Here is a 23,178-nt window from a genome sequence, read left to right on the forward strand (position 1 = left end):
TTTATTCGTAAACCTTGATCTCGTTGTAGAACGTGTCGCGTTCAACCGCAATTCGTCCCGCTCCTTGGATCAAGTAAACCAGCTCGTCCCGGGTCAATCCTTCAGGGGAAGTGGCTCCCGCCGAATGGCTGATCCGTTCTTGAATAATCGTGCCGTGCGCATCGGACGCCCCGAAGGCGAAGGCGATTTGCGTCAGCTGTGTGCCGAGATTGATAAAATAAGCTTTCACATGCTGAATGTTGTCCAGCATCAAACGGCTGATGGCGATCGTTCGCAAGTTATCGTAAGCGGAGACGCGGCGTTTCAAACCCGCATCGACGTTGGCCGGCTGCACGGAGTTAGGGATGAATACCATGAACCCGCCCGTTTCGTCCTGAAGCTCGCGTAAATACATCAAGTGGCGGATGCGTTCCTCGAACGTTTCGATGGAACCGAACAGCATCGTCGCGTGCGTTTTCAACCCGAGCTTATGCGCAGTCCGGTGCACTTCGAGCCACTGATCGGTAGAAGCCTTGTCGACGAGGTGCATCTTCTTGCGGTAGCGTTCGGACAAAATTTCCGCTCCGCCGCCCGGCATCGTGCCCAGCCCGGCGTCGATCAGCGTTTGCAGCACCTCTTTATAGCTTAATCCGCTTAGACGGGAGAAAAACTCGATTTCCGCCGCCGTATGCGCTTTGATCGTGACGTCCGGGTAACGCTGCTTGAGACCCCGGATGCAGTCTACATAGTATTGGAAAGGTACGTTCGGGTTATGCCCGCCCGTAATGTGAAACTCGCGCATGCCGGGATGGTAATGCTTGTCGATATAGGCGAACATTTCTTCAGGCGTTAACGTATAGGCGCCCGGCTGGCCTTCGTCTCTCCGAAAATGACAGAATGCACAGTGCTCTTCGCATACGTTCGTAAAATAGAGACTCATGTTATCGACAAAATACACTTTCTTGCCGTTCTTGCGCAGGTTCACTTTGCCCGCCAATTGTCCGATCGTTAACAAATCGTCGGATTCGTAGAGGAACACGCCGTCCTCTAACGTCAGGCGCTCGCCGTGCTCTACTTTCTCAGCAATTTCGGCCATGCGCAATTCGGGGTTGCTGATTGCGGATTTCAATCGAATCCACCTCCGTAAACTGGATAGGCGCCCTTGGCCGTAGGCTCAAGGGCGCATGCTGATCACACATCATATATAAGATATCCTTATAACACAAATAAGGTTGAACAATACACCCTATTATAAACCTCCTGTTCGGGCTGGGCAATACATGGTTTCGACAAAAATGTTTCAGCAAACCAAGGTTGATTATTTCCATGGGAGTAAATGACACGATTACCATAAAATTTTATTTCAGTAAAGTGGAAAAACCTAAAATTTGGTATTTCAATTAGCCGCCAAATCTAGTATACTTTAGCATTGTCGGATTTCTTACTAAAACGATTTTTCTAAGAGGGGACGGTGCGATGATGCTGATTTCTGTTTCACAAGAGCAGTACCTGGCGCTTTCCCGGGAAATCGAGAGCGTTCGCGAACGGATGGTTCAATTGGGCAGTGAGCTCGGTTTGATGCATCCCGAGGTTCATCTGTGCAGCCAACAATTGGACGTGCTGTTGTTACGTTATTACGAAATTGATAAAATAAGAAGAAGCGGCGGGCAGGGAACAAAATCCCTTGAGGTGTCGGCTTCAAAAGAGTATACTTTATGTTAGAACCGATTTAATCGTAAGGGAGGCTGAATTCATATGATTACAATCAGCGAAACAGCTAGCGATAAAATTAAAGAAATGCTCGCGGCGGAGGAGTCGTCCAACTTGTTCCTTCGCATTGGCGTAAAATCCGGAGGCTGCAGCGGATTTTCCTATGGAATGGGCTTTGACGATAACCAGAAGGAAGACGATAAAGTGATGGACATCCACGGATTGAAGGTGGTTGTCGACGCAGAAAGCTCCAAGTATTTGTACGGTGTCGAGATCGACTTCCAGGATGCCGGCATGGGCGGCGGCTTCACCATCCACAACCCGAACGCGGTAGCGACGTGCGGGTGCGGCTCCAGCTTCCGTACGAAAGAGGAAGATGCGGTACTGGCACAGCCTTGCGAGGATTAATCGCGGGAGCGGTGCGGGTTCTGATTCTGATCAATAGTTGATTACGGGTTGCGGATTGCACACCTCCTGACGTTAGTTCTACGGAACATACGTCAGGAGGTTTTTCGTTATGACCACGCTCCAGATTCTCTCAATATGATTTCTTCGGAAATAACGTTGGGAGTTTTTTTATTTTGGCGATTAACGCTGCGGTAGATAACGAAGAAGGTGAATAACTACGGTGGCTAAACGGAATTATCCACATGTGGATAAGCAGATTCGGCGCGTTATCAAGCCACTTATCCACGTCATCCACAACAGGGAAGGTTACTTCCATTTACCGCACAGATTTCCGATTTTACCATGAACATTAGCCTTACGTAAACTTAAAAAAACCAATCCAATTTCGGTGCTTGTACATTCGTATTCTATCGATTCGCCGATACCACTATCTAATAATTAAATATAATATAGTATTCTCTCATATTCAGGAGGTGATAGTATGTCGAAGATCACTACGAAACCGTTTGTTGTTCCCCGGATTACGGCTAGTGGACTGCCTATCGATAGTCTTGTTATTAATCTAAGAAACCTGGAAGATCATGCGATGAGAGTTTGTGCTACGGTTAATCGATATTTCCCGTACATGGAAACCGAAGGGGAGGTTCTTTACAAAGAAGAGGTCTTGCTGAGTCCGCATAGTGGTACAACTCATCTGGTCTACGGGTTCCATGCATCTGACAACCTTAGAGTTGTTGTGGAAGGGGATGTAAAGGATCCTGAGGGAGCAGGCACTGGAGTTGAAGTTTGGCTTGTGATCGGAAACAATGGCGTACCTTTTGAACCTGGCAGCTTATATCGGCATAGCGATTTTATTGAACTATACGATTGACATTCGTGGTTCATAAAAAAGAAGCCTTTCGGTAAAAGTCCCGAAAGGTTTCTTAACGCCCGCGTCAGCTCATTTCGCTTGCGGAGGGTCGGTATTCATATTCGTGTAATTGAGCAGTACGGTCAAATAACCGAGAACAACGTACAGCAGGGTCAGCATCCAGTCGAAATGATACAGGAACGGATACAAAATAAACCAAACGCCGCACAGCAAGCTGATCCAATTCGGCCATGAAGACCAACCGGTTCTGCCGCGGGCGAGCAGCGAGGAAACCGCTTGAAGCAGCCCGAACAGCACGCCGGCAAGGACGGCGCCGGACGTATCGGTAAAGCTTGCCCACCAAGGTGCTGTGAGCCAGAGGACGCCGATCATCGCCGTGAATCCGTTGCGAAAGGCCATCGCGTTCACCACCCCGATCCGTAATAAGAGCCGGCTGGAAAGCTAGCTCTTATTACATGATATGCAAGCGATTACATGATAGTTCGGATTAATGGCGCATGGGGTCAACACTTTGTTAGCGGGAGACGAGCACCCGAATACCTTGAATGACGTTGTAGATCGTAACGGCTGCATACAGAACGCCGCAAAGTACTAGCGCGATAATAAAACCGCTGAAGGTCGGCAGCGTAAAGACGGCGATCAACAAAAACAATAAAGAGGCGAAAGGCAAAATATGCGAGACGAACGCCGCTTTCGCATGATGCTTCACTTCCGGGTCATCGGTAATGAAGTAAATAACGATCGGGATAATGAACCCCGCGAAGAAAATGCTGAAATAGCATAAGGCCGAAATGAGTTTACGCGTTTCCAAGAGAACAGCCCCTTCCATCCGTAAAAGCTATTACGCAATACGCAGAACCGTAAATACGGTTTCGAGTCAAATGGGAAATTAAACCAAAGTTGATAAAATTTTTTTATTGCATGCACGTCCGGTTTCATTGTGTATAACTTTGTCCACATGACCCGGCGCAGTATTATCCATTTTTCTACAGTTATTAACAAGATGCACACAGGTTGTGCACATATTGATGTGGATAACGGAACGCTTGTTCTAATTTTTGAACCGTGTTACTATAATTTTACTTTAAAGAATCAAGGTGATTGAGATGAAATTGATCAGTAATGAAATATTGGTGGATTCATACTTCAAAGCGCTCGATCTAAAATTGGAAAAAGAATTTGTCGAACTGCTGCTGGAAGAAATACATCGTCGCGAACTTAACCTGGATTATTACCGGGAAGGGGACGCGCAGGTTTCATGACCTGAACTTTCTTTCTCTCCCCTATCGGATAGTAGCCCTCATACTCCAAAAAAACCCCTCCTTCGCCGCTAAAGCGTAAGCAGGGGTTATTTGTCGCTAGCGAGAACAATTGCCCTGAAAAACCGGCATTACCTCTTCATATTCGAGCTGTGCCCCGGGGACAGCTTCGCGGTCGGGTCGATGTACACCTTCGCGTTATTGATCGCAGTCGGCGCTTCGCCGAAGCCTACGGCAATAAGTTTCAGCTTGCCTGGGTATGTGGTGATGTCGCCCGCGGCGAAAATGCCCGGTATGCTCGTTTCCATACGGGAGTCGACGACGATCGAGCCGTTGTCGATTTCCAGTCCCCATTCGGCAATCGGTCCAAGGGAGGAAACGAATCCGAAATTGACGATAACCGCGTCAACGTCGATGACAGTTTCCACACCGCTCTTGATATCGGCCAGCGTGACCTGGGTAATCGTATCTTCGCCGTGAAGCGCCTTAATTTCTGTCGGCGTTACGACGTTGACTTTCGAATTCATCAGGTTTTCAACGCTGTGCTCGTGAGCGCGGAACTTATCGCGACGGTGAATAAGCGTTACCTGCTCGGCGATCGGTTCCAGCATGAGCGCCCAGTCCACGGCGGAATCGCCTCCGCCGCTGATCAAGACTTTTTGGCCTTTGAAGCGGTTAAGGTCGCTGACAAAGTAGTGCAAGTTTTTCTTCTCGTATTTAACGGCCTCGGGCAATTCCAGTCTGCGCGGCTCGAACGCTCCGACGCCTCCTGTAATGATAACGGCTTTGGACTGATGTACGCCTTTGTCGGTCGTAACTTCAAACAAACGCTCGTCTTTCTTCTCCACGGATAGCACTTTCTCTTCCAGGCAAATTTGGATGTCGGAGAAATGCTTCATCTGCTCGTCCAGATTGTTGACGAGCTCCTGAGCCGTTACTTTCGGAAAGCCGGCCACATCGTAGATGTATTTTTCCGGGTAAAGCGCGGTGAGCTGTCCGCCGAGCTGCGGCATACTCTCGATTAATTTGACGGATGCTTGGCGCATGCCGCCGTAGAACGAAGCGAACATGCCTGCCGGACCGCCGCCGACGATAATAATGTCAACAATTCCGCTACTCATTACAATAAGCACCTCCGGTACGATATGTATCCATTCTATTATAAACGTACGCTCTTTCCATGAAAATATGAAAGCATAGCGTATTTAGATTAAATTAATTAATGGTATTCATAACCTTTCCGTATAATTTCAATTCCGGCGGGAAAAAACGAGAGAGGAAACAATCGGGGGAATCCCTTTCTTAAGATGGCGAAAAAGGGGCGATTTTAATCAAAATAATACTTGCTATTTCAAGCGTATCATTATATCATTTCTTTTGAATTGGTTAAATTTGTTGTTGCATAAACACTTGAAACGCTTATATTTTGACTAACTGATGCCAAAAATAAAATTAAAATCACATTCCGGCATAGATTGTGTAATTTTTCACAAAGAATTTTGGTCAAACTTATAAAGAAATATAGAAAATACGCGAGGATGGAAGGGATAGAGCCATGAGTCGAATTCCAAGGATTGTCATTTTGGGTGCAGGTTACGGCGGTATTGTGACGGCGATCCGGCTGCAGAAGGAACTCAACTATAACGAGGCGGACGTAACGCTGGTAAATAAGCATGATTACCATTACATTACCACGCATCTGCACATGCCGGCTGCCGGCACGGATAATCCGGAAAATGCACGTGTCAGCATCTTAAAGTTGATCGACGAGTTCAAAATCGATTTTGTGAAATCGACAGTCGTTCAAATTCGCCCGCAAGAGAAGAAAGTTATTCTCGAAGAAGGCACGTTGTCCTACGACTACCTGGTTATCGGTCTCGGTGGGGAGCCGGAAACGTTCGGCATTCCCGGCTTGAAGGAATACGCGATGAACATCCGCTCGATCAACAGCGTTCGTTTCATTCGAGAGCATATCGAATATCAGTTCGCCAAATTCAAGCGCGAGCCTTCCCGTACGGATTACTTGACATTCGTCGTCGGCGGAGCAGGCTTCACAGGCATTGAATTCGTCGGCGAGCTGGCCGATCGCATTCCGGAGCTCTGTAAGGAGTTTGACATCGATCCATCTCTCGTGAACATTTATAATATTGAAGCGGCTCCAACAGCTTTGCCGGGCTTCGACCCGGAACTGGTCGAGTATGCGATGAACGTTCTGAAGAACAAAGGCGTTACGTTCAAAATTGCCACGGCGATTAAAGAATGCACACCGGAAGGCGTCGTTCTGGCGACCGGCGAAGAGATCAAATCGGCCACCATCATCTGGACCGGCGGTATCCGCGGCAACCACATGCTGGAGGAAGCCGGTTTCGAAACGATGCGCGGCCGCATCAAAGTAGACGACACGCTTCGCATCCCGGGCCATGAGAACATCTACGTGCTCGGCGATTGCTCGATCGTGATGAGTCCGGAAGGCCGTCCTTATCCGCCGACCGCGCAAATTTCGATGCAGCAGGCGGAAGTGTGCGCGCACAATCTTGTTGCGCAAATTCGCAATTCCGAGCTGCAGAAGTTCGAGTACAAGCCGAAAGGCACCGTGGCCTCGCTCGGCCGCGGCGAAGCGATCGGCATCGTCGGCTCGCGCAAAATTAAAGGCGGTGTCGCGGCCGTGATGAAGAAGGTTATCGATCTTCGCTACCTGTACATTATCGGCGGCATCCCGCTCGTCCTGAAGAAAGGCCGTTTCTAAACGATGCGTCACTGCAGTGTACAGGTTCGCGGGCTGCTGACCCGCGAGGAGCTCGACCGGTATAACGCCTTGATCGATGTCGGCCATTATCTGGAGACGCAAGACCGCTATGATCTGGTGGCGACGGTTCAGAAGGAGATCGACATTCTGATCCTGCCGGCCATTGAACGGTTGAAGGAGAAGTCTCGTCAACGCGACCGCGATACCGAGGAGTATTTGCGTCGCAAAGCGCTGGAGCAGGAACTCGCGAAGCTTGCCGAGGAAGACGACGACTAGAAGCCCAAAAAACCTTGCCTGACACGGCTGCTGCAGCCGTATGGGCAAGGTTTTTTTGCGTAACCCGGGAAAGCAGCTCAAGCTCCGGGCGGCGAACCCGCCGCGGCGGCGCCTGGGGCCCGGAGCTTCGCCAAGGGGCGCCGGCTTATAACTTCAGCATGGCGGAAGTCTTATCCGCATCGAGCAGGTTGCCGATGTAGAAGTCGCCGAAGTCGCCAAAGCGGGCGCTCGTTTCGTCAAAGCGCATTTCGGTGACGATCTTCTTGAACTGCAGTGCATCGTCGGCGAACAACGTGACGCCCCATTCCCAATCGTCGAGGCCGATGGAGCCGCCGATAATTTGTTTGACTTTGCCGGCGTACGTGCGGCCGATCGTGCCGTGGCCGCGCATGAAGGAACGGCGCTCTTCGGTGCTGAGCATGTACCAGTTATCGTTGCCTTCACGGCGCTTGTTCATCGGATAGAAGCAGATGTGCTTCGCTTTCGGCAGGATGGGCTTCAAGCGGGCGACGATGTCCGGATCCTGCATCGGATCCGTACCCGGTTTGGCCATGTAACCGCCGAGTTCGACGACCGATACGTAGGAATAGGTCGGAATGGTCACTTGAGCGAACATCGATTTGTTAAACTCGTTCTCGAGCTCGTTCAGCTCTTCCAGCGTTTCGCGCAGGTGCATGAAGACGAAGTCGGCTTTCTGCCCGACGATGGAGTAGAACGCTGTGCTTCCGAGCTTCTGATCCTCGGTGCTCTGATATTGCTTCAGCAAGGACAACAGCTCGTCCTCGGCGCGGTTTCTTTCTTGCGCGGTCAAGCTTTTCCAGACGTTCCAATCGATGGCGCGGAAGTCATGCAGGCAGTACCAGCCTTCCAACGTATGTACGGCTTCACTCATGGATCTCTCTCTCCTCATGATATTGATTTTCACTTCGATTCTTTTGCTTGTTTCATTGTAGCTAAAGATGCGGGAAAGGGCAAATGCACCAAGGCTGGGGGCTAAACGGTGACAAAGTGTTCACATTCCCGGGACGAGGGCGCCCTTTACCGTCCTGCGCTTTTGATTATAATAGAAAGTAGACGAAGGTATGAGAAGAAGGAGTTGTCTGCATTGCTGCAATTGATTATCGCTACCGTGCTGCTGTTCGTGCTGTTCTTCGGAATCGGGTTTATTCTCAACATGCTGCTGAAGACGACTTGGTTTCCCATTTACGGATATATCGTACTTGTGATCGGTCTTGTGTTGTATTGGGGTTGGGGGACAGGCTCGCTTTCGCAAAATATCGCCGAGTATACGTTTGTCGATTATATCTCGGCATTAGGCGGATTGGCGGGCGCCATCCTGAGCGGCTCGACGATCAAGTCGCTGCGTCAGAAAGGCTTCAAGATGTTCTGAGGAAACGGAGGAAGGCTCCCGGTACGCCGGCGAAGCCTTCTTTTTCTTCTACACCGTTGTCGATTGCTGTGGTAAAATGAAGATTAAGACTTTAGCAACACGGATGGAGTTTTGTATGCATGCGAATTACGAATATGCTTCACTTTTCCGAGTATCACCGGTTTGTCGTTAACCGCGACTTTGCCTTAAGCAGTCTCGATTACAAGGTGCTGACCTCGATGTACCAGCCGATGGTCGGCGCTTTTGCCCTTAGCGTTTATTATACATTGTATCACCAGCTGCCTGCCGATCAAGTGGGCTTCTCGCCGATCGAGCAGCAGCGGAAGCTGTTTCTGACGATGGAGATCGAGGGCGGAGAGCGCGGGCGTAAATGGTTTATCGAGCAAACCTCCAAGCTGGAGGCGGTCGGTCTGCTTCGCACGTCACGCCGCTTTGCGGCCGCTTCGGAGGACTATTTGTACGAGTATCAGCTGTTCGAACCGCTGACGCCGGGGGAGTTTTTCAAAAACCACCATCTCACGCTGCTGCTTCGCGATAAAGTCGGAAAGTATGCCGTTTTTGCGCTGCGGGACGAATTTATGCTGCCCGAAGCGGACGAGCTGAAGCAGGCGAACGCCGAAAATTTATCGGTACCGTTCTACGAGCTGTTCCGGCTAAACACGCAGGTCGTCGATCAGGAGCTGGAGCAGGCTTTCTTCGAATCGGCCGCAGCCACGACTGACCAGACGAAGCCGGAAGTGACGTACAAAGGGTTCACGTATGCGGAAATCATCATGCATTTTCCGAGGGAGTCGTTCAACCGGGAATATGTCGAGCGGTTGAAATACGAGCCCGAGCAGATGGCGACGATCAATTTCGTAGCGAAAAAGTACAGCCTCTACCTAACCGACATCTGCCGGCTGCTGGACGAGGACGGCGTATTCGACGAAGCGGGCACGCTCGCGCTCGAGCTGCTGCAGCATAAAGCGAACCAAGTATTCCGTCAAGATAAGAAACGAACGGAAGATAGGGTAAGGTGGATGGCCAAGCTGCCCGGCAAGGCCGATGCGGAAGGCGAAGAGAAGGTGGAAGGGGCCGGTTCGAAGGATAAGCCGGTCGAGATGGAATTTTACCTGGACGTGCCGGATTTGTTTCAAGGAGAGTGCAACCAGCATCAGTATAATTACATTTTGCGGAACGAGCCGTACATGTTTTTGCTGGAGAAAATTTTTTCTAAAGGCACGGTGCCGGACGGGCTGCTCGATACGCTGGCGAAGGTCGAGCTGAATTACGGTTTGCATGAAGAAGTGATCAACGTCCTTATTCATTATATTTATGTCACCAAACGTTCCTGGTCGAAAAAATATATGGAAGCGATCGTCACCGACATGCTGGGGAAACAGGTCGGATCGTTCGAGCAAGCCGTTCGTTACGTGCGCGAGCAGATGGCGTACAGCGAGAAAAAAACGGCTCAGGGCACGCAGGGCGCCTATCGCGGAGGCAGCGGAGGTACGGCCAAGTCCGGCCGTGGCGGCGCAAGGCAGAAGCCGCTCATTCCGATCGTGCCGGATTCGGCCCCGAGCAAGCCGCGTTCGGATGAGGAGCGGGAGGCGCTGCGCCGGAAAGCGCAGCAGCTGGACGGACAAAGGTAGCGGCTGCCGGGGACTGAGTGAGAGAACCGGAGAAGAGAAACAGGTACTTCATGGGGGAGGTGCTTCGCGTTGGAATCGCTAGGGGAGCTGCTGCGCGGCTCGCAGGGCCGGCAGCTGTTGAAGCAAGCGGAAGAGAAGCTGCGCGAGGTTGCGGCCGATCCGCTGATCGTGAAGCTGCGGAGCAAGTATCCGCAGCTCGATAACCAGACGATCAAGCTGAATTTAAACAAGCTGCATCAATATGTGAAGGAATACAATAATTGTACGAATTGTCCGGGGCTTGACCGCTGCCCGAACGATCTCGAAGGCCATTACACGATGCTCCAGGTGGAGCCGGGGGATGACTGGACGCGCGTCTACGATCATAAGGTGGCGTGCAAGAAGTTTTTGGCGAAGTCGACGCAGGATGCGGTTCGCAGCCGGATCCGAAGCTTTTATGTGGATGAACGCGCGCTTTCCCAAGGGTATTCGTCGCTGGAGATTCTGGACAAGGATCCGCAGCGGGAGGAAGCGGTCGGGCAAGTGATGGATTATATTTTGAACGTGCGTACGAAAGGGCTGCCGCAGACGGGCTTGTACTTGGCCGGCCATTTCGGCACCGGGAAGACGTTCCTGATGTGTTACATGCTCTACGAGCTGGCGAAGGACGGCTATACCGGCGCAATTGTGTATATGCCGGATTTTGCCGAGGATTTGAAGTCGATGTTCCAGGACCCGCTGAAGCTGAAGGAAACGATCGACATCCTGAAAGAAACCGACCTGCTCGTGTTCGACGACATCGGCGCGGAGAATTTAAATCCGTGGCTGCGCGATCATGTGATGGGTGCGATTCTGAACTACCGGATGAACCGGAAGCCGACGTTCTTCACGTCGAATCACGATCTGGACGCGCTGGAGAAGCATTTCAGCTTTACGAGCAAGGACGGGGACGAGGAGTATAAGGGCCGGCGCATTATGGACCGGATTCGGCCTTTCGTCGATGTGGTGATGGTGAACGGGTATAACAAGCGGGGATCGAAATAAAGGAATAGGCAGGGAGTACGGGGCGCAGCAAGGACCGCACGCACAAACCCTTGTGCACGAGCCGCGCACAGACCGTGGACGGGCCTCGCGCACAAAAAAATACCTGCCGCCTCATCCGGCAGCAGGTATCGCCTTACCCAATCGTTACTTCGCAACCAGCGTGATGACTGTGGCTACGATCGCGATTAAAAACAAAACGCCGAAGAAAACCCCGAAGCCCAACGCGACATCGATCAAGTCATTGCGCTCTTCTTCATATACGTGCAATTCCGGATGTTTCGGATCGTTACTCATTTCAGTTCCTCCTTGTCGCTTCGTGCGGCCCGAAGAAGGGCTCTTCAGGAACGTCCGATCGCACACCGCGAGACTTATCGTAATTATATAGGCCTAGTATACCCAACTTCGCAGATGATTGTAAAGGATGCGAAAGTGACAATTATGCAAACTTTGGTTCGGTTGAAAAGTGAAAGCAATGTGGTATACTTTACATGTTGACATTATCCGCGAAAGGAGAATTCCCATCATGGCTATTGTAAATGTGACTGATCAATCCTTCACCGGTGAAGTGGAAGGATCCGGTACGGTTCTCGTAGATTTCTGGGCTCCCTGGTGCGGTCCTTGCAAAATGATCGCTCCGGTCCTGGAAGAGCTGGATAAAGAACTCGGCGACAACGTGAAGATCGCGAAGGTGAACGTGGACGACAATCCGGAATCCGCTTCGCGCTTTGGCGTTATGAGTATCCCGACCTTGATCGTCTTCAAAGACGGTCAACCGGTGGACAAGGTCGTCGGCTTCCAATCGAAAGACGCGTTGAAGAACGTATTGGGCCGCCATCAATAATTTGGCAGTCTGACGATGACGTGAGAAAAAGCTCTTTTTCTGCTATGCTGAAAAAGAGCTTTTTTTGTTGCCTGCGAAAGGAGAGAAGGGCATGTCGGACACGCATGGGGAATGGAATCCGCAGGACCGGAAGAAGACGCTGGAAGCGATCAAAACGAAGCTTTCGCTCGTTCCGGAGCTGCCGGGCTGTTACTTGATGAAGAACCGCGAAGGCACGATCATTTATGTCGGCAAAGCGAAAATATTGCGCAACCGGCTGAGGACTTATTTTACGGGCAGTCATACGGCGAAGACGCAGCTGCTGGTGAGCGAAATCGTCGATTTCGAATATATCGTGACCGCCAGCAACATGGAAGCGCTCATCCTGGAGTGCAATCTGATCAAGAAGTACGTCCCGAGGTACAATGTACTCCTGAAGGACGATAAATCTTTTCCCTATATAAAAATTACGCATGAGCGGCATCCGAAGCTCGAAGTGACGCGGCGGGTGCATAAGGACAAGGCGAAATATTTCGGCCCCTATCCGAATGCGTACGCCGCTCAGGAAACGAAGAAGCTGCTGGACCGGTTGTACCCGCTGCGCAAGTGCAATACGCTGCCGGATAAGGTATGCCTGTACTACCACTTGGGCCAGTGTATCGCGCCCTGTGAGTTCGAGGTCGAGCAGGAGACGTACGATAAGATGGTCGGGGAGATCGCGCGCTTTTTGAACGGCGGCCACGACGAGATCAAGGAGGACCTGAAGCGCAAAATGCAGGAAGCGGCCGAGGAGCTGAACTTCGAACGGGCCAAGGAGCTGCGGGATCAAATTGTGCATATCGACGCCGTCATGGAGAAGCAGAAGATTACGACGAACGATAAGATGGACCGCGACGTATTCGGTTTTGCCGTCGACAAAGGGTGGATGTGTGTCCAGATTCTATATATGCGCCAAGGGAAGCTTATCGAGCGGCATGCAACGATGTTCCCTTACTATGGCGAAGCGTATGACGATTTCACCTCGTTCGTGACCCAGTATTACAGCGATAACCCGGCGCTGCCGAAGGAAATTTTCCTGCCGCCGAATCCGGCGGAGGAACGTCCGGCCGCTGTGGAGACGCCTGCGGCGGGCGCAGATGCGGAGCAGGGAACGCCTGTGCCGAAGGAGACGGCCGCGGCCGAGACGAAATCCGACGTCAAGGATGCGCTCGAAAGCTGGCTGAAGGTGCGGGTGCATATGCCCCGCCGCGGCTTGAAGAAGAACATGGTTGAGATGGCGAGCGACAACGCGCGCGTGGCGCTTGAAGAGAAGTTTAAGCTGATCGAACGGGATGCCGAGCGGACGATCAAGGCCGTTGAAAATTTGGGCCAATACCTCGGTACGGGCACGATCCATCGCATCGAAGCGTTCGACAACTCGAACATCCAGGGAAGCGACCCGGTGTCGGCGATGGTCGTGTTCACGGACGGCAAGCCGGACCGCAAGGAATACCGCAAGTACAAAATCAAGACGGTGCAGGGACCGGACGATTACGAGACGATGCGTGAGGTCGTCAGACGCCGCTACGAGCGTGTGTTGAAGGAAGGACTGAAGATGCCCGACCTGATCGTCATCGACGGCGGCAGGGGCCATCTGGCGGCTGCAGTGGACGTGCTCGAGAACGAGCTCGGTTTGCATTTGCCGGTATGCGGTCTGGTCAAAGACGCCAAGCACAAGACGGCCCAGCTGTTAATGGGCGATCCGCCCGAAGTGGTGCCATTGCCGCGCGACAGTCAGGAATTTTATTTGCTGCAGCGCATCCAGGACGAGGTGCATCGCTTCGCCATCACGTTCCACCGCGAGACGCGCGCCAAGTCGATGACCGTATCGACGCTCGATTCGATCACGGGCATCGGCGAGAAGCGGCGCAAGGCGCTCTTGAAGCACTTCGGCTCGTTGAAAAAAATAAAAGAGGCTCAAGTCGAAGACTTCAAGCCTCTCGGTATCGGGGAAAAGCTGGCGCAGCACATTCTCGCTTCCTTGAACGGCCCCGCCGAAGGAGCCGAAGCCGGGCCCGGCGCAAGCGATAGCGCCGACCCGATTACGGATGGCGCAGCGGCGGATTCGACGGGGATCGAGGCCTGAAGCGCCCGTGCAGCCTGTGCAGCAGCCAACCGACGACAGCCGGCGCGAAGAAGTACGCGAGGCCGACGGCGGCTTGCCTGTCGTCGCCGCTGTACATCAGCGAGAAGCCCATCAGGATGCTGTCCATCGCCGCGTGGGCGAACAGGGCGGTCAGGAAGCCGTACCGCAAGTACGCGTAACCGAACACGATGCCGATGACCGACACCTCTACAAGCCGGGTGTACACCGGGTATACCGGGTACTGGGTGTGACTCATCGCCCAGATGACGCTAGGCACAAGCACCGCCACGAAAGGACGGCGTGTCAGCTTCAGCATAAGCGACACGCCGAGCACCCGGTAGACGGCTTCCTCGGAGATGGCTGCAGACCAGGCCAGCAGCGGAAACCATTCGGGGTGCAGCATATTGTACACCGAATCGGTCGGGTCGTTCACGGCCCAGACGTCGAACAGCTCGGTGGCGGCGAAGAACAACGCCTGCTGGATGCCGAGAATGAACAGGGCGATCACATATCCGCTGCTCATCGCCTGCTTCACTTGCCCGCCGAAGTCCGCATCACGCCATACGGCCCACGGGCGTTCGCCCCGGTCAAGCGTCAGCCGGCTTCCGGCAACCAAGGCGAAGTAAGAGGACAACGCCATCAGCGCCACATAGATGTTGCTGATCCACAAGTACAACACCGCATCCGGCTCCGAAGGACCGCTGCCGTGCATCGTACGGAAGGCGGGCATCAGATTGTAGTTATTGCTCACATAGATCGCCAGGAACACGATCGACAGCAGCGCGCCGCGCGCGAAGTCGATCTGTTTGCGCTGCCGTACGACGAGGATCAAGGCGGCGAGCGCCATCAGCAGCGATGCGAACAAGCTGATCCGCGTCATCAGAGCGGACCGCTCGTCCTGCATCTGCTGCCAGAGCGTGAAGCTTTCCGGCGGCGGGAATGCCGGGCGGAACGACACCGCTTGCCCGTTCGCCGTCTGCACGTGCAGCTCCAGCGGGGCTTCGCCGATCCGCTCCGTCTTGCTGACGAATACGAATTCGCCGGGCGGGCGTTTGTCCGCAGCGCTGCCAGCCAGTGTGAACGCAGCCGGATCGAAGCCCATATCGCGGACGGCGCTTACGGCGATCGAGGACGTATCCGTTTCCGCCGCCGGCCGCGCTTCGGTTTTGGCCGTCGGCGCTTTCGAAGCGCTATAGCTGATCACCTGACGGTTGTTGAAGTTGACCCCGATGTAATAGGTGGCTTGCCCATCGCGGATTTCCACTTCGTAATAATCGATTGGATAACGCTTCTCGAACCGCTTTCGATACTCTTCCTCCAAGCCTTCCTTCTGGATGTACCCGCTGCGAACCGTGTTCGATTGAAACAACGTATCCGCCGTGCGGCCGGGCGAGAGCCCGAATTTGTGATCGGCGAAGGCGATCGCGAGGTCGGCCGCTTCCGCTTTACTAATGGCAGGCGCCGCCTGCGCTTCCCCGTCAAGATCGTTGTGGTCCTGAATCAGCGGGGCGAGATAAGATAGCCCGAAGTACAGCAGAAGACCGATGACCGCCAGCCATAAGGGGGGACGAGAAACTTTGTTGGGCATGACACACTCCTTATCCGGTAAATCGTAACAGCTTATCTTAATCGTATTCTCCGTTATGGCCATCCATGCTAATAGGGTAATCTCATGATATCACGAGAAACCGCCGGAAAAAACAAGCAAGGAGAAGACTTCACCGTTTGAGAGCGCTGTCATGTATCGTAATGTTCCGAAAATCCTTCCTTTTCCGCCAAATAGAGCTTTGTACTTCGTTCCAAAGAACCTTATAATTCATATCAATTGAATAAGAAGCCGAATTTCTTCAAGAAAACGGGGGAACCATGAATCATAGGGGTGAATTCCGTGCAGGGCCGGGTAACGGGCCGCATGGATAGGGGGCCTGTATACCCGAATCCGTCAGCTAACCTCGTAGGCTTGTGTTACAGGAACCTTGGATGGCACTGGGTTTCCCGTGTCTTTTTTTTGTTGTTCATAAAAAGTTGAGAAGGTGCAGGTTCAGGATGAAATCCAAATCGAAAAAAATCGAGCTTACCCCGCCGCAAATTTTGGTCATCGGGTTCGCCTTGATCATACTGGCGGGCGCCGGCTTGTTAACGCTCCCGGTGTCAGCGGCGTCCGGGGTGCCGACGCCTTTCCTGGACGCGTTGTTCACGGCGACCTCGGCGACCTGTGTGACCGGTCTGGTCGTAGTCGATACAGGCACTCATTGGTCTTTATTCGGCAAGATTGTCATTATTTCGTTGATTCAGGTCGGCGGTCTCGGGTTCATGACCATGGCCACCCTGTTCGCCTTCGCCTTGAAGAAGCGGCTTTCGCTGAAAGAACGGCTCATTCTTCAAGAAGCGATGAATCAGGGCAGCATGGAAGGCATCGTGCGCTTAATCCGTAAAGTTCTGGTGTACTCGTTGACGATCGAGTTCACAGCGGCTGTCATCTTCGCCATCCGGTGGTCGTTCGATTTAGGTCCGGTGCGTGCGCTGGGGTATGGGGTGTTTCATGCGATCTCGTTCTTTAACAACGCCGGGTTCGATCTGTTCGGTCCGATTACCGGCCGGTTCTCCAGCATTACGGCTTACGCGGACGATTATGTGATCAATATCGTCTCCATGGCGTTGATTATATTAGGAGGGATCGGGTTTGTCGTCCTGTCCGACTTGATGGAGTACAAGCAGCGCCGCCGGCTGTCGCTCCATTCCAAGGTCGTGTTGAGCGCGAGCGGCATTCTGATCCTGGTCGGGGCCATCGTCATCTTCATCTTTGAATTTACGAATCCGAAGACGCTTGCCACGCTTAACTGGAACGGTAAAATACTGGCTTCGTTCTTTCAATCGGTCTCCCCTCGAACGGCCGGCGCGAACAGCATCGACATCGCGGGCATGAGGCAGGCGTCGCAGTTTTTCATTATTGTTCTCATGTTCATCGGGGCGTCCCCGGGATCGACGGGCGGCGGGATCAAGACGACGACGTTCACGACGCTGATCGGGGCGATTATCGCGATGATCCGGGGGAAAGAGGATATCGTGCTGTTCCATAACCGGCTCGGCAAAGACCGGATTCTTAAAGCGATTACGTTAACCATGATCGCCTTGTTCTGGGTCATCTTCGTCACCATGCTGCTGTCCACGACGGAAGATCACAATTTCCTGATGATTTTGTTCGAAGCGACGTCGGCTTTCGGCACGGTCGGACTGACGATGGGGCTCACGCCCGATTTGACCACGTTCGGCAAGTTGATGATCGCCCTTACGATGTTTATCGGCCGGCTCGGTCCGTTGACGCTCGCGTATGCGCTCGGTCCGAAGGCAGAGAAAGAGCTGTTCAGATACCCGGAAGGGAAAATTACGATTGGATAGGGAGAGGCATTCGATGAAACGCAGTCAGTACGCGGTAATCGGACTCGGCCGTTTCGGCTCGAGTCTGGCAAAGGAGCTCATACAGCTCGGTTATGAAGTAATGGGGATCGATATGGACGAGGAAGCGGTAGAAGAAATGAGCGAAGAGCTCACGCACGTCGTCGTTGCGGATTCGACGGACGAAGATGTCATTCGTTCGCTTGGGATCCGGAATTTTGATTGCGTGATCGTAGCGATCGGCGACGATATTCAAGCCAGCATCCTGACGACGATCCTCTTGAAGGATATCGGGGTGAAGATGGTTGTGGCCAAGGCGTTGTCCGAGCTGCACGGGAAGGTGCTGCATAAGATCGGCGTCGACCGGGTCATTTTTCCGGAACGGGATATGGGCATTCGCGTCGCGCATCAGCTGGTTTCCCCGAATCTGCTCGATTATATCGAGCTGTCGAAGGAGTACACGATCGCCGAGCTGGCCGTTCCGAAGTGTTTGGATGGTCTGTCGTTGAAGGAGCTTGATACCCGGGCTCGTTATGGCTGCAGCGTCGTCGCTATCAATAAGAAGCATGGCGACGTGATCATCGCGCCGACGGCTACCGATACCGTAGACGAGAAGGACGTCATGGTCATCATTGGCACGAACGAACAGATCGAGCATTTCGAGAACGCCTTGGTTCGTTAAGGCTTTGTTAGACGATCGACCGTTGGGTTTATATAGGAAGGAGCCGCGGAGAGTTGGAGAATGCCGTACTTATCGAGCATGTCATCTTTTTAATCGTTTCCGTCTTATTTCTGGGCATGATTTTCGGAAAAGCGGCGAATTGGCTGAAACTGCCGGACGTCGCTCTCTTTTTGGCCGCAGGCATGATCGTCGGTCAAGGGCTGCACCTGATTCACGAGCCGAGCAGCTCGTTCACGAATCAATTCATCTTAACCGTCGGTTCCGCGCTCATCTTATTCGACGGGGGGCGCAACATCCGGATGTCGGGCCTTCGCCAGGTATGGGTCACCCTTACCTTGCTAAGCGTGCCGGGCGTGCTGATTACGTGCGCGGTCGTCGCTTTCGCCGCCCATTACCTGCTGGGGATCCCGTTCATGTATGCGGTGCTGCTTGGGGCGATTATTTCGTCGACCGACCCGGCGACGCTGATCCCCGTCTTCAAGCAAGTGAAGATCCGGAGCAAAGTACGGGAAACGGTGGAAAGCGAATCCGCCTTCAACGACGCAACCGGCTCGATCCTCACCTTCTCGGTGCTCGGCGCGATTACGGGCGGACAGGCGATATCGCTCTCCTCAAGCGTGCTCGAGTTTCTGCAAACGGCGCTCGGCGGCATCGCGGTCGGCATCGGTGTCGGGTTCGGGCTGGCGTTCATCACGGCGCACCTGAGGCTCGGATGGCTGCGCGATTACACCACGATCGCCCTCGTCGTTACCGCGCTTGGGGCCTACTGGCTGGGCGACGCGCTGCATGTGAGCGGATTTATGGCGACGTTCACGGCCGGACTGATTTGGGGGAACAGCGATTTGTTCAAGCTCCACATGGACGACAAGCTGCAGGAAATGGGCCATTTTACCGAAAATATGACGGTGCTGATGCGCATGCTTATTTTCATTCTGCTCGGAAGCCAGGTAAACTTCGGCATGATCTTCGAACACTTGTGGCCGAGCCTCGGTGTCATTGCGGTATTCATGCTGATCGCAAGGCCGCTTACCGTGCTGGCCTCCGCGCTTCCGGACCGGAAGGCCAAGTGGGAGCGGAACGAGATTGTATTTATGTTCTGGGTGCGGGAGACGGGCGTCATTCCCGCCGCGCTGTCGGGTATGGTAGCCGGGATGGGCATCGCGCATGCGGACATCATCTCGTCCGTTACGTTCCTGGCGGTGCTGCTCACGATCCTGCTCCAGGCGAGCACGACGGCTTATGCCGCGCGCAAGCTGGGGCTCGAGGAGAAGTGAGCCTGGAGGGTCAACGGTAATGCTTCACCGCCAGGTCGATAAACCGCCGGATCGGCGCTTCGAGAGCGGCTTCCTCCGTATATAGGAGCGAAGTCGTTCTTTTCGTTTGCTCCAGCTCGGGGACGAAACGAACGGTCAGCTCATTGTTGCCGACCAGCGGATGGCGCAGGTACGATTCCGGGAGCAGCGTGGCTGTCTGGCACGTCGCGACGAGGCGGACGATCGCTTCGAACGAATCGATCTCCATCTTCACATCCGGATGGACGCCGCAGCGATGGAACATTTCGTCCATCAGTACGCGATACCATGTCCCGCGGGAGAATAAGATCATCGGCAGCTCGTGCAAATCGTGGACGGTCAAGCCGGCGTGATCGGCATAAGGGTGTGCGGCGGGGAGCACCAGACAGAGATGATCGTCGAACAGCGGGACGCTGACGAGGCCGGGGTCGTCGATTTGCGAGGCGACAAGACCGATGTCGACTTTTTTCTCCTTGACGAGCGGGACGACCTCGTGCGTTTTGCCGGTGACGGCTTTAATATCGGTATGCGGATGCTCGCGTGTATAAATGGTGATCAAATCGGGCAAGGTGGATTGCAGGGTGGTCAGACTGGCGCCGATGACGATGCTGGCCGGTTTCGTCGCGGAACGGAACGCGCGCAGCGAATCGTGCAGCTTCCGCTCCAGACGCTGCTGATCGAGCGCATATTCGTAACAAACCTCGCCGGCGCGCGTCAGCTCGAGCCTCTTGCCTTTACGGCGGAACAGCTCGACGCCAAGCTCCTGCTCCAGCTTCATGATTTTGCGCGAAAGGGCGGGCTGCGAGATGTTCAGCAATTGCGACGCTTTATTCAAGCTTTGCTGCTGCACGACCGTGACGAACATGTCGAATTGTTCCATAGTTATTCCTTTCTATATGCACTGTAGTTATAAGAGATTATAAGAAATCGGCACTTCCATTATAAGCGAAATAAGAGTAGGATGTATATGTCACGGATTGTTCACAATAATTACCGTGAACCGTATACAAGACTGTCGATTCATGGAAAATAGTTGTATCGTTTTGTGTTGACGCTCTCAGGCGTCGGGAGTACAATGGGTAATGGTTTTCACGAAGGCCGTGGCAAGCCTAATTTTAGGGGGGAACGAAGGGTAATGTTCAAGAACTCGTACTTTTCACGAAAGCTCCATTCCTTACTGGGGGTTATTCCGGTCGGGTTTTTCCTGATCGAACACCTGCTGACGAACTACTCGGCAGCGAAGGGCGGACCCGAGAGCTTTCTTGAGCACGTCGAATGGCTGCACAGTTTGCCGCTCGTATTGGCGCTCGAAATTTTCGGCATTTGGATTCCGCTGGCGTATCACGCGATTTACGGTTTGTATGTCGCCTACACGGCGCGAAATAACGTAAATAACTACGGCTATTTCCGCAACGTGATGTTCTTCTTGCAGCGCGTGACCGGTGTGGTTACGTTCCTGTTCGTGGCGTGGCACTTTTTCCAAACCCGTTTTCAAATTGCGATCGGCAGCGTCGAGCAAATGGAAATCGGCTCGCATATGCACCAAATCGCATCGAATCCGGTTTACTTCGTATTGTATGTAATCGGCGTCATCGCCGCTGTGTTCCACTTCAGCAACGGCATGTGGTCGTTCCTGGTCAGCTGGGGCATTACGGTCGGTCCGCGCGCGCAGCGTGTGTCGACTTACGTTTGGATGGGCGTGTTCGTGGTGATGTCCGCTATGTTCATTATGTCGCTGACGGCATTCTTGGATCCAGCGTTTCAGCATGTAACGTCAGTAACGAAAGGTTAAGGGGGATCGGACAATCATGGCGAATTCGAAAGTTATCGTAGTCGGTGGGGGCCTTGCAGGCTTGATGGCCACCATTAAAGCTGCAGAAGCCGGAGTCCATGTCGACTTGTTCTCTCTGGTTCCTGTTAAACGTTCTCACTCCGTCTGTGCTCAAGGGGGCATCAACGGCGCCGTTAACACAAAAGGCGAAGGCGATTCTCCCTGGGAGCACTTTGACGACTCTGTATACGGTGGCGACTTCCTTGCCAACCAACCGCCGGTTAAAGCGATGTGCGAAGCCGCGCCGGGCATCATTCACTTAATGGACCGGATGGGCGTTATGTTTAACCGTACCCCGGAAGGCTTGCTTGACTTCCGCCGCTTCGGGGGCACGAAGCATCACCGTACGGCGTTCGCCGGCGCCACGACAGGCCAGCAGCTCTTGTACGCGCTCGACGAGCAAGTACGCCGCTGGGAAACGGCCGGCCTCGTGAAGAAATACGAGCACTGGGAATTCCTCGGCGCGATTCTGGACGACGACGGCGTATGCCGCGGTATTGCCGGACAAGATCTGCGCAGCATGGAAGTCAATACGTTCGCTGCGGATGCGGTTATTTTGGCGACGGGCGGTCCCGGGATCATTTTCGGGAAAACGACAAACTCGGTTATCAATACGGGTACGGCAGCCAGTGCCGTATATCAGCAAGGCGTATATTATGCGAACGGCGAATTCATTCAGATTCACCCGACGGCGATTCCCGGGGACGACAAGCTGCGTCTGATGAGCGAATCGGCTCGCGGTGAAGGCGGACGAGTATGGACGTACAAGGACGGGAAGCCTTGGTATTTCCTCGAAGAGAAATATCCGGCTTACGGAAACCTGGTTCCGCGCGATATCGCGACTCGCGAAATTTTCGCTGTCTGCGTCGACATGAAGCTCGGCGTCAACGGCGAGAACATGGTTTACCTCGACTTGTCGCATAAAGATCCGAAGGAGCTCGACGTCAAGCTGGGCGGTATTATCGAGATCTACGAGAAATTCATGGGAGACGATCCGCGTAAAATCCCGATGAAGATTTTCCCGGCCGTTCACTATTCGATGGGCGGTATGTGGGTCGACTACAACCAGATGACGAACATTCCGGGCTTGTTCGCCGCAGGCGAGTGCGAGTACCAGTACCACGGCGCGAACCGTCTGGGCGCGAACTCCTTGCTCTCCGCGATCTACGGCGGTATGGTGGCCGGTCCGAAAGCGATCGAGTACATCAAAGGGTTGGATAAGCATGCGGAGGACATTTCCTCGACCGTTTACGAACGTTATGCGAAGCTGCACACCGAGAAGTACGAAAGCATCCTGAAAATGAACGGTACGGAAAATGCGTACGTGCTTGGCAAGGAGCTCGGCGAATGGATGACCAACAACATGACGGTCGTTCGCTACAACAAAAACCTGGAGCAAACGATCGATAAAATCAACGAGCTGAAGCAGCGCTACAAAAACATTAACATCAACGACTCGGCTCGCTTCAACAACCCGGGCGTCGCTTATACGCGTCAATTGTGGAACATGCTGGAGCTCGCGCACGCGATGACGCTTGGCGGACTTCTTCGTAACGAGAGCCGCGGCGCGCACTACAAGCCGGAGTTCCCGGAACGTAACGACGAGGAGTTCTTGAAGACGACGAAGGCGAAATGGACGGCCGACGGCCCGCAAATCGAGTGGGAAGATGTCGACGTCTCCTTGATCGCGCCGCGTAAACGTGACTACACAACCGACAAGAAGAAGGGAGGTCATTGAT

General features: G+C 53.4%; 24 protein-coding genes and 1 riboswitch. Of the genes, 16 read left to right on the top strand and 8 right to left on the bottom strand.

The features are described 5' to 3' along the window. Position 1: 1 nt before the first annotated feature. Positions 2–1,075 (bottom strand): aminofutalosine synthase MqnE, encoded by a 1,074-nt coding sequence (mqnE, locus tag FKP33_RS13290; protein WP_373423885.1) that lies wholly within the window; start codon positions 1,073–1,075, stop codon positions 2–4. 380 nt (positions 1,076–1,455) lie between these two features. Here mqnE and FKP33_RS13295 point away from each other — a divergent pair, with 380 nt between their 5' ends. From FKP33_RS13295 to FKP33_RS13305, 3 genes are all read left to right on the top strand, one after another. After that, positions 1,456–1,701, top strand: coding sequence for an aspartyl-phosphate phosphatase Spo0E family protein (locus FKP33_RS13295; RefSeq protein WP_230876077.1), 246 nt, complete (start codon positions 1,456–1,458; stop codon positions 1,699–1,701). Positions 1,702–1,734: 33 nt separating this feature from the next. Continuing rightward, positions 1,735–2,097 (top strand): iron-sulfur cluster insertion protein ErpA, encoded by a 363-nt coding sequence (gene erpA, locus FKP33_RS13300; protein ID WP_141335421.1) that lies wholly within the window; start codon positions 1,735–1,737, stop codon positions 2,095–2,097. A 481-nt stretch (positions 2,098–2,578) separates the two neighbouring features. After that, positions 2,579–2,968, top strand: coding sequence for a hypothetical protein (locus tag FKP33_RS13305; protein WP_141335423.1), 390 nt, complete (start codon positions 2,579–2,581; stop codon positions 2,966–2,968). A gap of 69 nt (positions 2,969–3,037) precedes the next feature. Here FKP33_RS13305 and FKP33_RS13310 read toward each other — a convergent pair whose 3' ends face one another. Then, complete coding sequence (locus FKP33_RS13310; protein WP_127604893.1) at positions 3,038–3,367, bottom strand: SPW repeat domain-containing protein; 330 nt, start codon at positions 3,365–3,367, stop codon at positions 3,038–3,040. A gap of 115 nt (positions 3,368–3,482) precedes the next feature. Continuing rightward, on the bottom strand, positions 3,483–3,779 hold the full coding sequence (locus tag FKP33_RS13315) for a magnetosome magnetite crystal formation protein family (RefSeq protein WP_054797785.1): 297 nt from the start codon (positions 3,777–3,779) through the stop codon (positions 3,483–3,485). 295 nt (positions 3,780–4,074) lie between these two features. On the opposite strand from FKP33_RS13315, the gene sda reads away from it, so the two are divergent. Next, a complete protein-coding gene (gene sda / locus FKP33_RS13320; RefSeq protein ID WP_054797786.1) occupies positions 4,075–4,230 on the top strand; it encodes a sporulation histidine kinase inhibitor Sda in 156 nt (51 codons plus the stop codon). Positions 4,231–4,358: 128 nt separating this feature from the next. Here sda and FKP33_RS13325 read toward each other — a convergent pair whose 3' ends face one another. Further along, positions 4,359–5,348 (bottom strand): NAD(P)/FAD-dependent oxidoreductase, encoded by a 990-nt coding sequence (locus tag FKP33_RS13325; protein ID WP_141335425.1) that lies wholly within the window; start codon positions 5,346–5,348, stop codon positions 4,359–4,361. A 434-nt stretch (positions 5,349–5,782) separates the two neighbouring features. On the opposite strand from FKP33_RS13325, the gene FKP33_RS13330 reads away from it, so the two are divergent. Continuing rightward, complete coding sequence (locus FKP33_RS13330; RefSeq protein ID WP_054797787.1) at positions 5,783–6,973, top strand: NAD(P)/FAD-dependent oxidoreductase; 1,191 nt, start codon at positions 5,783–5,785, stop codon at positions 6,971–6,973. Between the two features lie 3 nt (positions 6,974–6,976). Beyond that, positions 6,977–7,249 (top strand): hypothetical protein, encoded by a 273-nt coding sequence (locus FKP33_RS13335; RefSeq protein WP_054797788.1) that lies wholly within the window; start codon positions 6,977–6,979, stop codon positions 7,247–7,249. A gap of 145 nt (positions 7,250–7,394) precedes the next feature. Here the strand turns inward: FKP33_RS13335 and hemQ are convergent, their stop codons facing one another. Then, a complete protein-coding gene (hemQ, locus tag FKP33_RS13340; RefSeq protein ID WP_141335427.1) occupies positions 7,395–8,141 on the bottom strand; it encodes a hydrogen peroxide-dependent heme synthase in 747 nt (248 codons plus the stop codon). 213 nt (positions 8,142–8,354) lie between these two features. Here hemQ and FKP33_RS13345 point away from each other — a divergent pair, with 213 nt between their 5' ends. From FKP33_RS13345 to zapE, 3 genes are all read left to right on the top strand, one after another. Beyond that, positions 8,355–8,639 carry a YuiB family protein gene (locus FKP33_RS13345; RefSeq protein ID WP_054797790.1) on the top strand — a complete coding sequence of 95 codons (285 nt, stop codon included), beginning with the start codon at positions 8,355–8,357 and terminating at the stop codon, positions 8,637–8,639. A gap of 119 nt (positions 8,640–8,758) precedes the next feature. After that, on the top strand, positions 8,759–10,270 hold the full coding sequence (locus FKP33_RS13350; RefSeq protein WP_141335429.1) for a DnaD domain protein: 1,512 nt from the start codon (positions 8,759–8,761) through the stop codon (positions 10,268–10,270). Positions 10,271–10,339: 69 nt separating this feature from the next. Further along, on the top strand, positions 10,340–11,293 hold the full coding sequence (gene zapE / locus FKP33_RS13355) for an AFG1/ZapE family ATPase (protein ID WP_054797791.1): 954 nt from the start codon (positions 10,340–10,342) through the stop codon (positions 11,291–11,293). Between the two features lie 144 nt (positions 11,294–11,437). On the opposite strand, the gene FKP33_RS13360 is transcribed toward zapE, so the two are convergent. Then, positions 11,438–11,587, bottom strand: a complete 150-nt coding sequence (locus FKP33_RS13360; RefSeq protein WP_127604883.1) for a YqzM family protein — start codon at positions 11,585–11,587, stop codon at positions 11,438–11,440. A gap of 229 nt (positions 11,588–11,816) precedes the next feature. Here FKP33_RS13360 and trxA point away from each other — a divergent pair, with 229 nt between their 5' ends. Both trxA and uvrC read left to right on the top strand, forming a co-directional pair. Further along, positions 11,817–12,134: a thioredoxin gene (trxA, locus tag FKP33_RS13365; RefSeq protein ID WP_054797792.1), complete on the top strand. Its 318-nt coding sequence runs from the start codon at positions 11,817–11,819 to the stop codon at positions 12,132–12,134. Positions 12,135–12,225: 91 nt separating this feature from the next. Continuing rightward, positions 12,226–14,238 carry an excinuclease ABC subunit UvrC gene (gene uvrC, locus FKP33_RS13370; protein ID WP_141335430.1) on the top strand — a complete coding sequence of 671 codons (2,013 nt, stop codon included), beginning with the start codon at positions 12,226–12,228 and terminating at the stop codon, positions 14,236–14,238. Here uvrC and FKP33_RS13375 read toward each other — a convergent pair. Next, on the bottom strand, positions 14,195–15,826 hold the full coding sequence (locus FKP33_RS13375; RefSeq protein ID WP_141335432.1) for a CPBP family intramembrane glutamic endopeptidase: 1,632 nt from the start codon (positions 15,824–15,826) through the stop codon (positions 14,195–14,197). The genes uvrC and FKP33_RS13375 overlap by 44 nt on opposite strands. A 237-nt stretch (positions 15,827–16,063) precedes the next feature. Further along, positions 16,064–16,214: riboswitch (cyclic di-AMP (ydaO/yuaA leader) on the top strand. A 70-nt stretch (positions 16,215–16,284) separates the two neighbouring features. Between FKP33_RS13375 and FKP33_RS13380 the strand changes: the two genes are divergently transcribed. Genes FKP33_RS13380 through FKP33_RS13390 form a run of 3 tightly spaced genes read left to right on the top strand, consistent with a single transcriptional unit; the run spans position 16,285 to position 19,590 of the window. Continuing rightward, positions 16,285–17,637: a TrkH family potassium uptake protein gene (locus FKP33_RS13380; RefSeq protein ID WP_141335434.1), complete on the top strand. Its 1,353-nt coding sequence runs from the start codon at positions 16,285–16,287 to the stop codon at positions 17,635–17,637. Between the two features lie 13 nt (positions 17,638–17,650). Further along, positions 17,651–18,316, top strand: coding sequence for a potassium channel family protein (locus FKP33_RS13385; protein ID WP_141335436.1), 666 nt, complete (start codon positions 17,651–17,653; stop codon positions 18,314–18,316). Positions 18,317–18,369: 53 nt separating this feature from the next. After that, positions 18,370–19,590 (top strand): cation:proton antiporter, encoded by a 1,221-nt coding sequence (locus FKP33_RS13390; protein WP_141335438.1) that lies wholly within the window; start codon positions 18,370–18,372, stop codon positions 19,588–19,590. A 10-nt stretch (positions 19,591–19,600) separates the two neighbouring features. Here FKP33_RS13390 and FKP33_RS13395 read toward each other — a convergent pair whose 3' ends face one another. Then, a complete protein-coding gene (locus FKP33_RS13395; protein WP_127604872.1) occupies positions 19,601–20,488 on the bottom strand; it encodes a LysR family transcriptional regulator in 888 nt (295 codons plus the stop codon). Positions 20,489–20,743: 255 nt separating this feature from the next. Between FKP33_RS13395 and FKP33_RS13400 the strand changes: the two genes are divergently transcribed. Next, positions 20,744–21,400 (top strand): succinate dehydrogenase cytochrome b558 subunit, encoded by a 657-nt coding sequence (locus FKP33_RS13400; RefSeq protein ID WP_054797796.1) that lies wholly within the window; start codon positions 20,744–20,746, stop codon positions 21,398–21,400. Positions 21,401–21,416: 16 nt separating this feature from the next. Then, positions 21,417–23,177: a succinate dehydrogenase flavoprotein subunit gene (gene sdhA / locus FKP33_RS13405; protein ID WP_127604870.1), complete on the top strand. Its 1,761-nt coding sequence runs from the start codon at positions 21,417–21,419 to the stop codon at positions 23,175–23,177. The last annotated feature ends 1 nt before the right edge of the window (position 23,178 follow it).

The sequence above is a fragment of the Paenibacillus sp. tmac-D7 genome (genome assembly GCF_006519665.1).
Lineage (GTDB): Bacteria > Bacillota > Bacilli > Paenibacillales > NBRC-103111 > Paenibacillus_G > Paenibacillus_G validus.

Coding starts and splice junctions, on each gene's coding strand:
- FKP33_RS13310 (WP_127604893.1), bottom strand. CDS start 3,367: ATGGCCTTTCGCAACGGATTCACGGCGATGATCGGCGTCCTCTGGCTC.
- FKP33_RS13385 (WP_141335436.1), top strand. CDS start 17,651: ATGAAACGCAGTCAGTACGCGGTAATCGGACTCGGCCGTTTCGGCTCG.
- trxA (WP_054797792.1), top strand. CDS start 11,817: ATGGCTATTGTAAATGTGACTGATCAATCCTTCACCGGTGAAGTGGAA.
- erpA (WP_141335421.1), top strand. CDS start 1,735: ATGATTACAATCAGCGAAACAGCTAGCGATAAAATTAAAGAAATGCTC.
- FKP33_RS13375 (WP_141335432.1), bottom strand. CDS start 15,826: ATGCCCAACAAAGTTTCTCGTCCCCCCTTATGGCTGGCGGTCATCGGT.
- mqnE (WP_373423885.1), bottom strand. CDS start 1,075: ATGGCCGAAATTGCTGAGAAAGTAGAGCACGGCGAGCGCCTGACGTTA.
- hemQ (WP_141335427.1), bottom strand. CDS start 8,141: ATGAGTGAAGCCGTACATACGTTGGAAGGCTGGTACTGCCTGCATGAC.
- FKP33_RS13335 (WP_054797788.1), top strand. CDS start 6,977: ATGCGTCACTGCAGTGTACAGGTTCGCGGGCTGCTGACCCGCGAGGAG.
- FKP33_RS13395 (WP_127604872.1), bottom strand. CDS start 20,488: ATGGAACAATTCGACATGTTCGTCACGGTCGTGCAGCAGCAAAGCTTG.
- FKP33_RS13305 (WP_141335423.1), top strand. CDS start 2,579: ATGTCGAAGATCACTACGAAACCGTTTGTTGTTCCCCGGATTACGGCT.
- FKP33_RS13350 (WP_141335429.1), top strand. CDS start 8,759: ATGCGAATTACGAATATGCTTCACTTTTCCGAGTATCACCGGTTTGTC.
- FKP33_RS13400 (WP_054797796.1), top strand. CDS start 20,744: ATGTTCAAGAACTCGTACTTTTCACGAAAGCTCCATTCCTTACTGGGG.
- sda (WP_054797786.1), top strand. CDS start 4,075: ATGAAATTGATCAGTAATGAAATATTGGTGGATTCATACTTCAAAGCG.
- FKP33_RS13380 (WP_141335434.1), top strand. CDS start 16,285: ATGAAATCCAAATCGAAAAAAATCGAGCTTACCCCGCCGCAAATTTTG.
- uvrC (WP_141335430.1), top strand. CDS start 12,226: ATGTCGGACACGCATGGGGAATGGAATCCGCAGGACCGGAAGAAGACG.
- FKP33_RS13295 (WP_230876077.1), top strand. CDS start 1,456: ATGATGCTGATTTCTGTTTCACAAGAGCAGTACCTGGCGCTTTCCCGG.
- FKP33_RS13325 (WP_141335425.1), bottom strand. CDS start 5,348: ATGAGTAGCGGAATTGTTGACATTATTATCGTCGGCGGCGGTCCGGCA.
- sdhA (WP_127604870.1), top strand. CDS start 21,417: ATGGCGAATTCGAAAGTTATCGTAGTCGGTGGGGGCCTTGCAGGCTTG.
- FKP33_RS13330 (WP_054797787.1), top strand. CDS start 5,783: ATGAGTCGAATTCCAAGGATTGTCATTTTGGGTGCAGGTTACGGCGGT.
- FKP33_RS13360 (WP_127604883.1), bottom strand. CDS start 11,587: ATGAGTAACGATCCGAAACATCCGGAATTGCACGTATATGAAGAAGAG.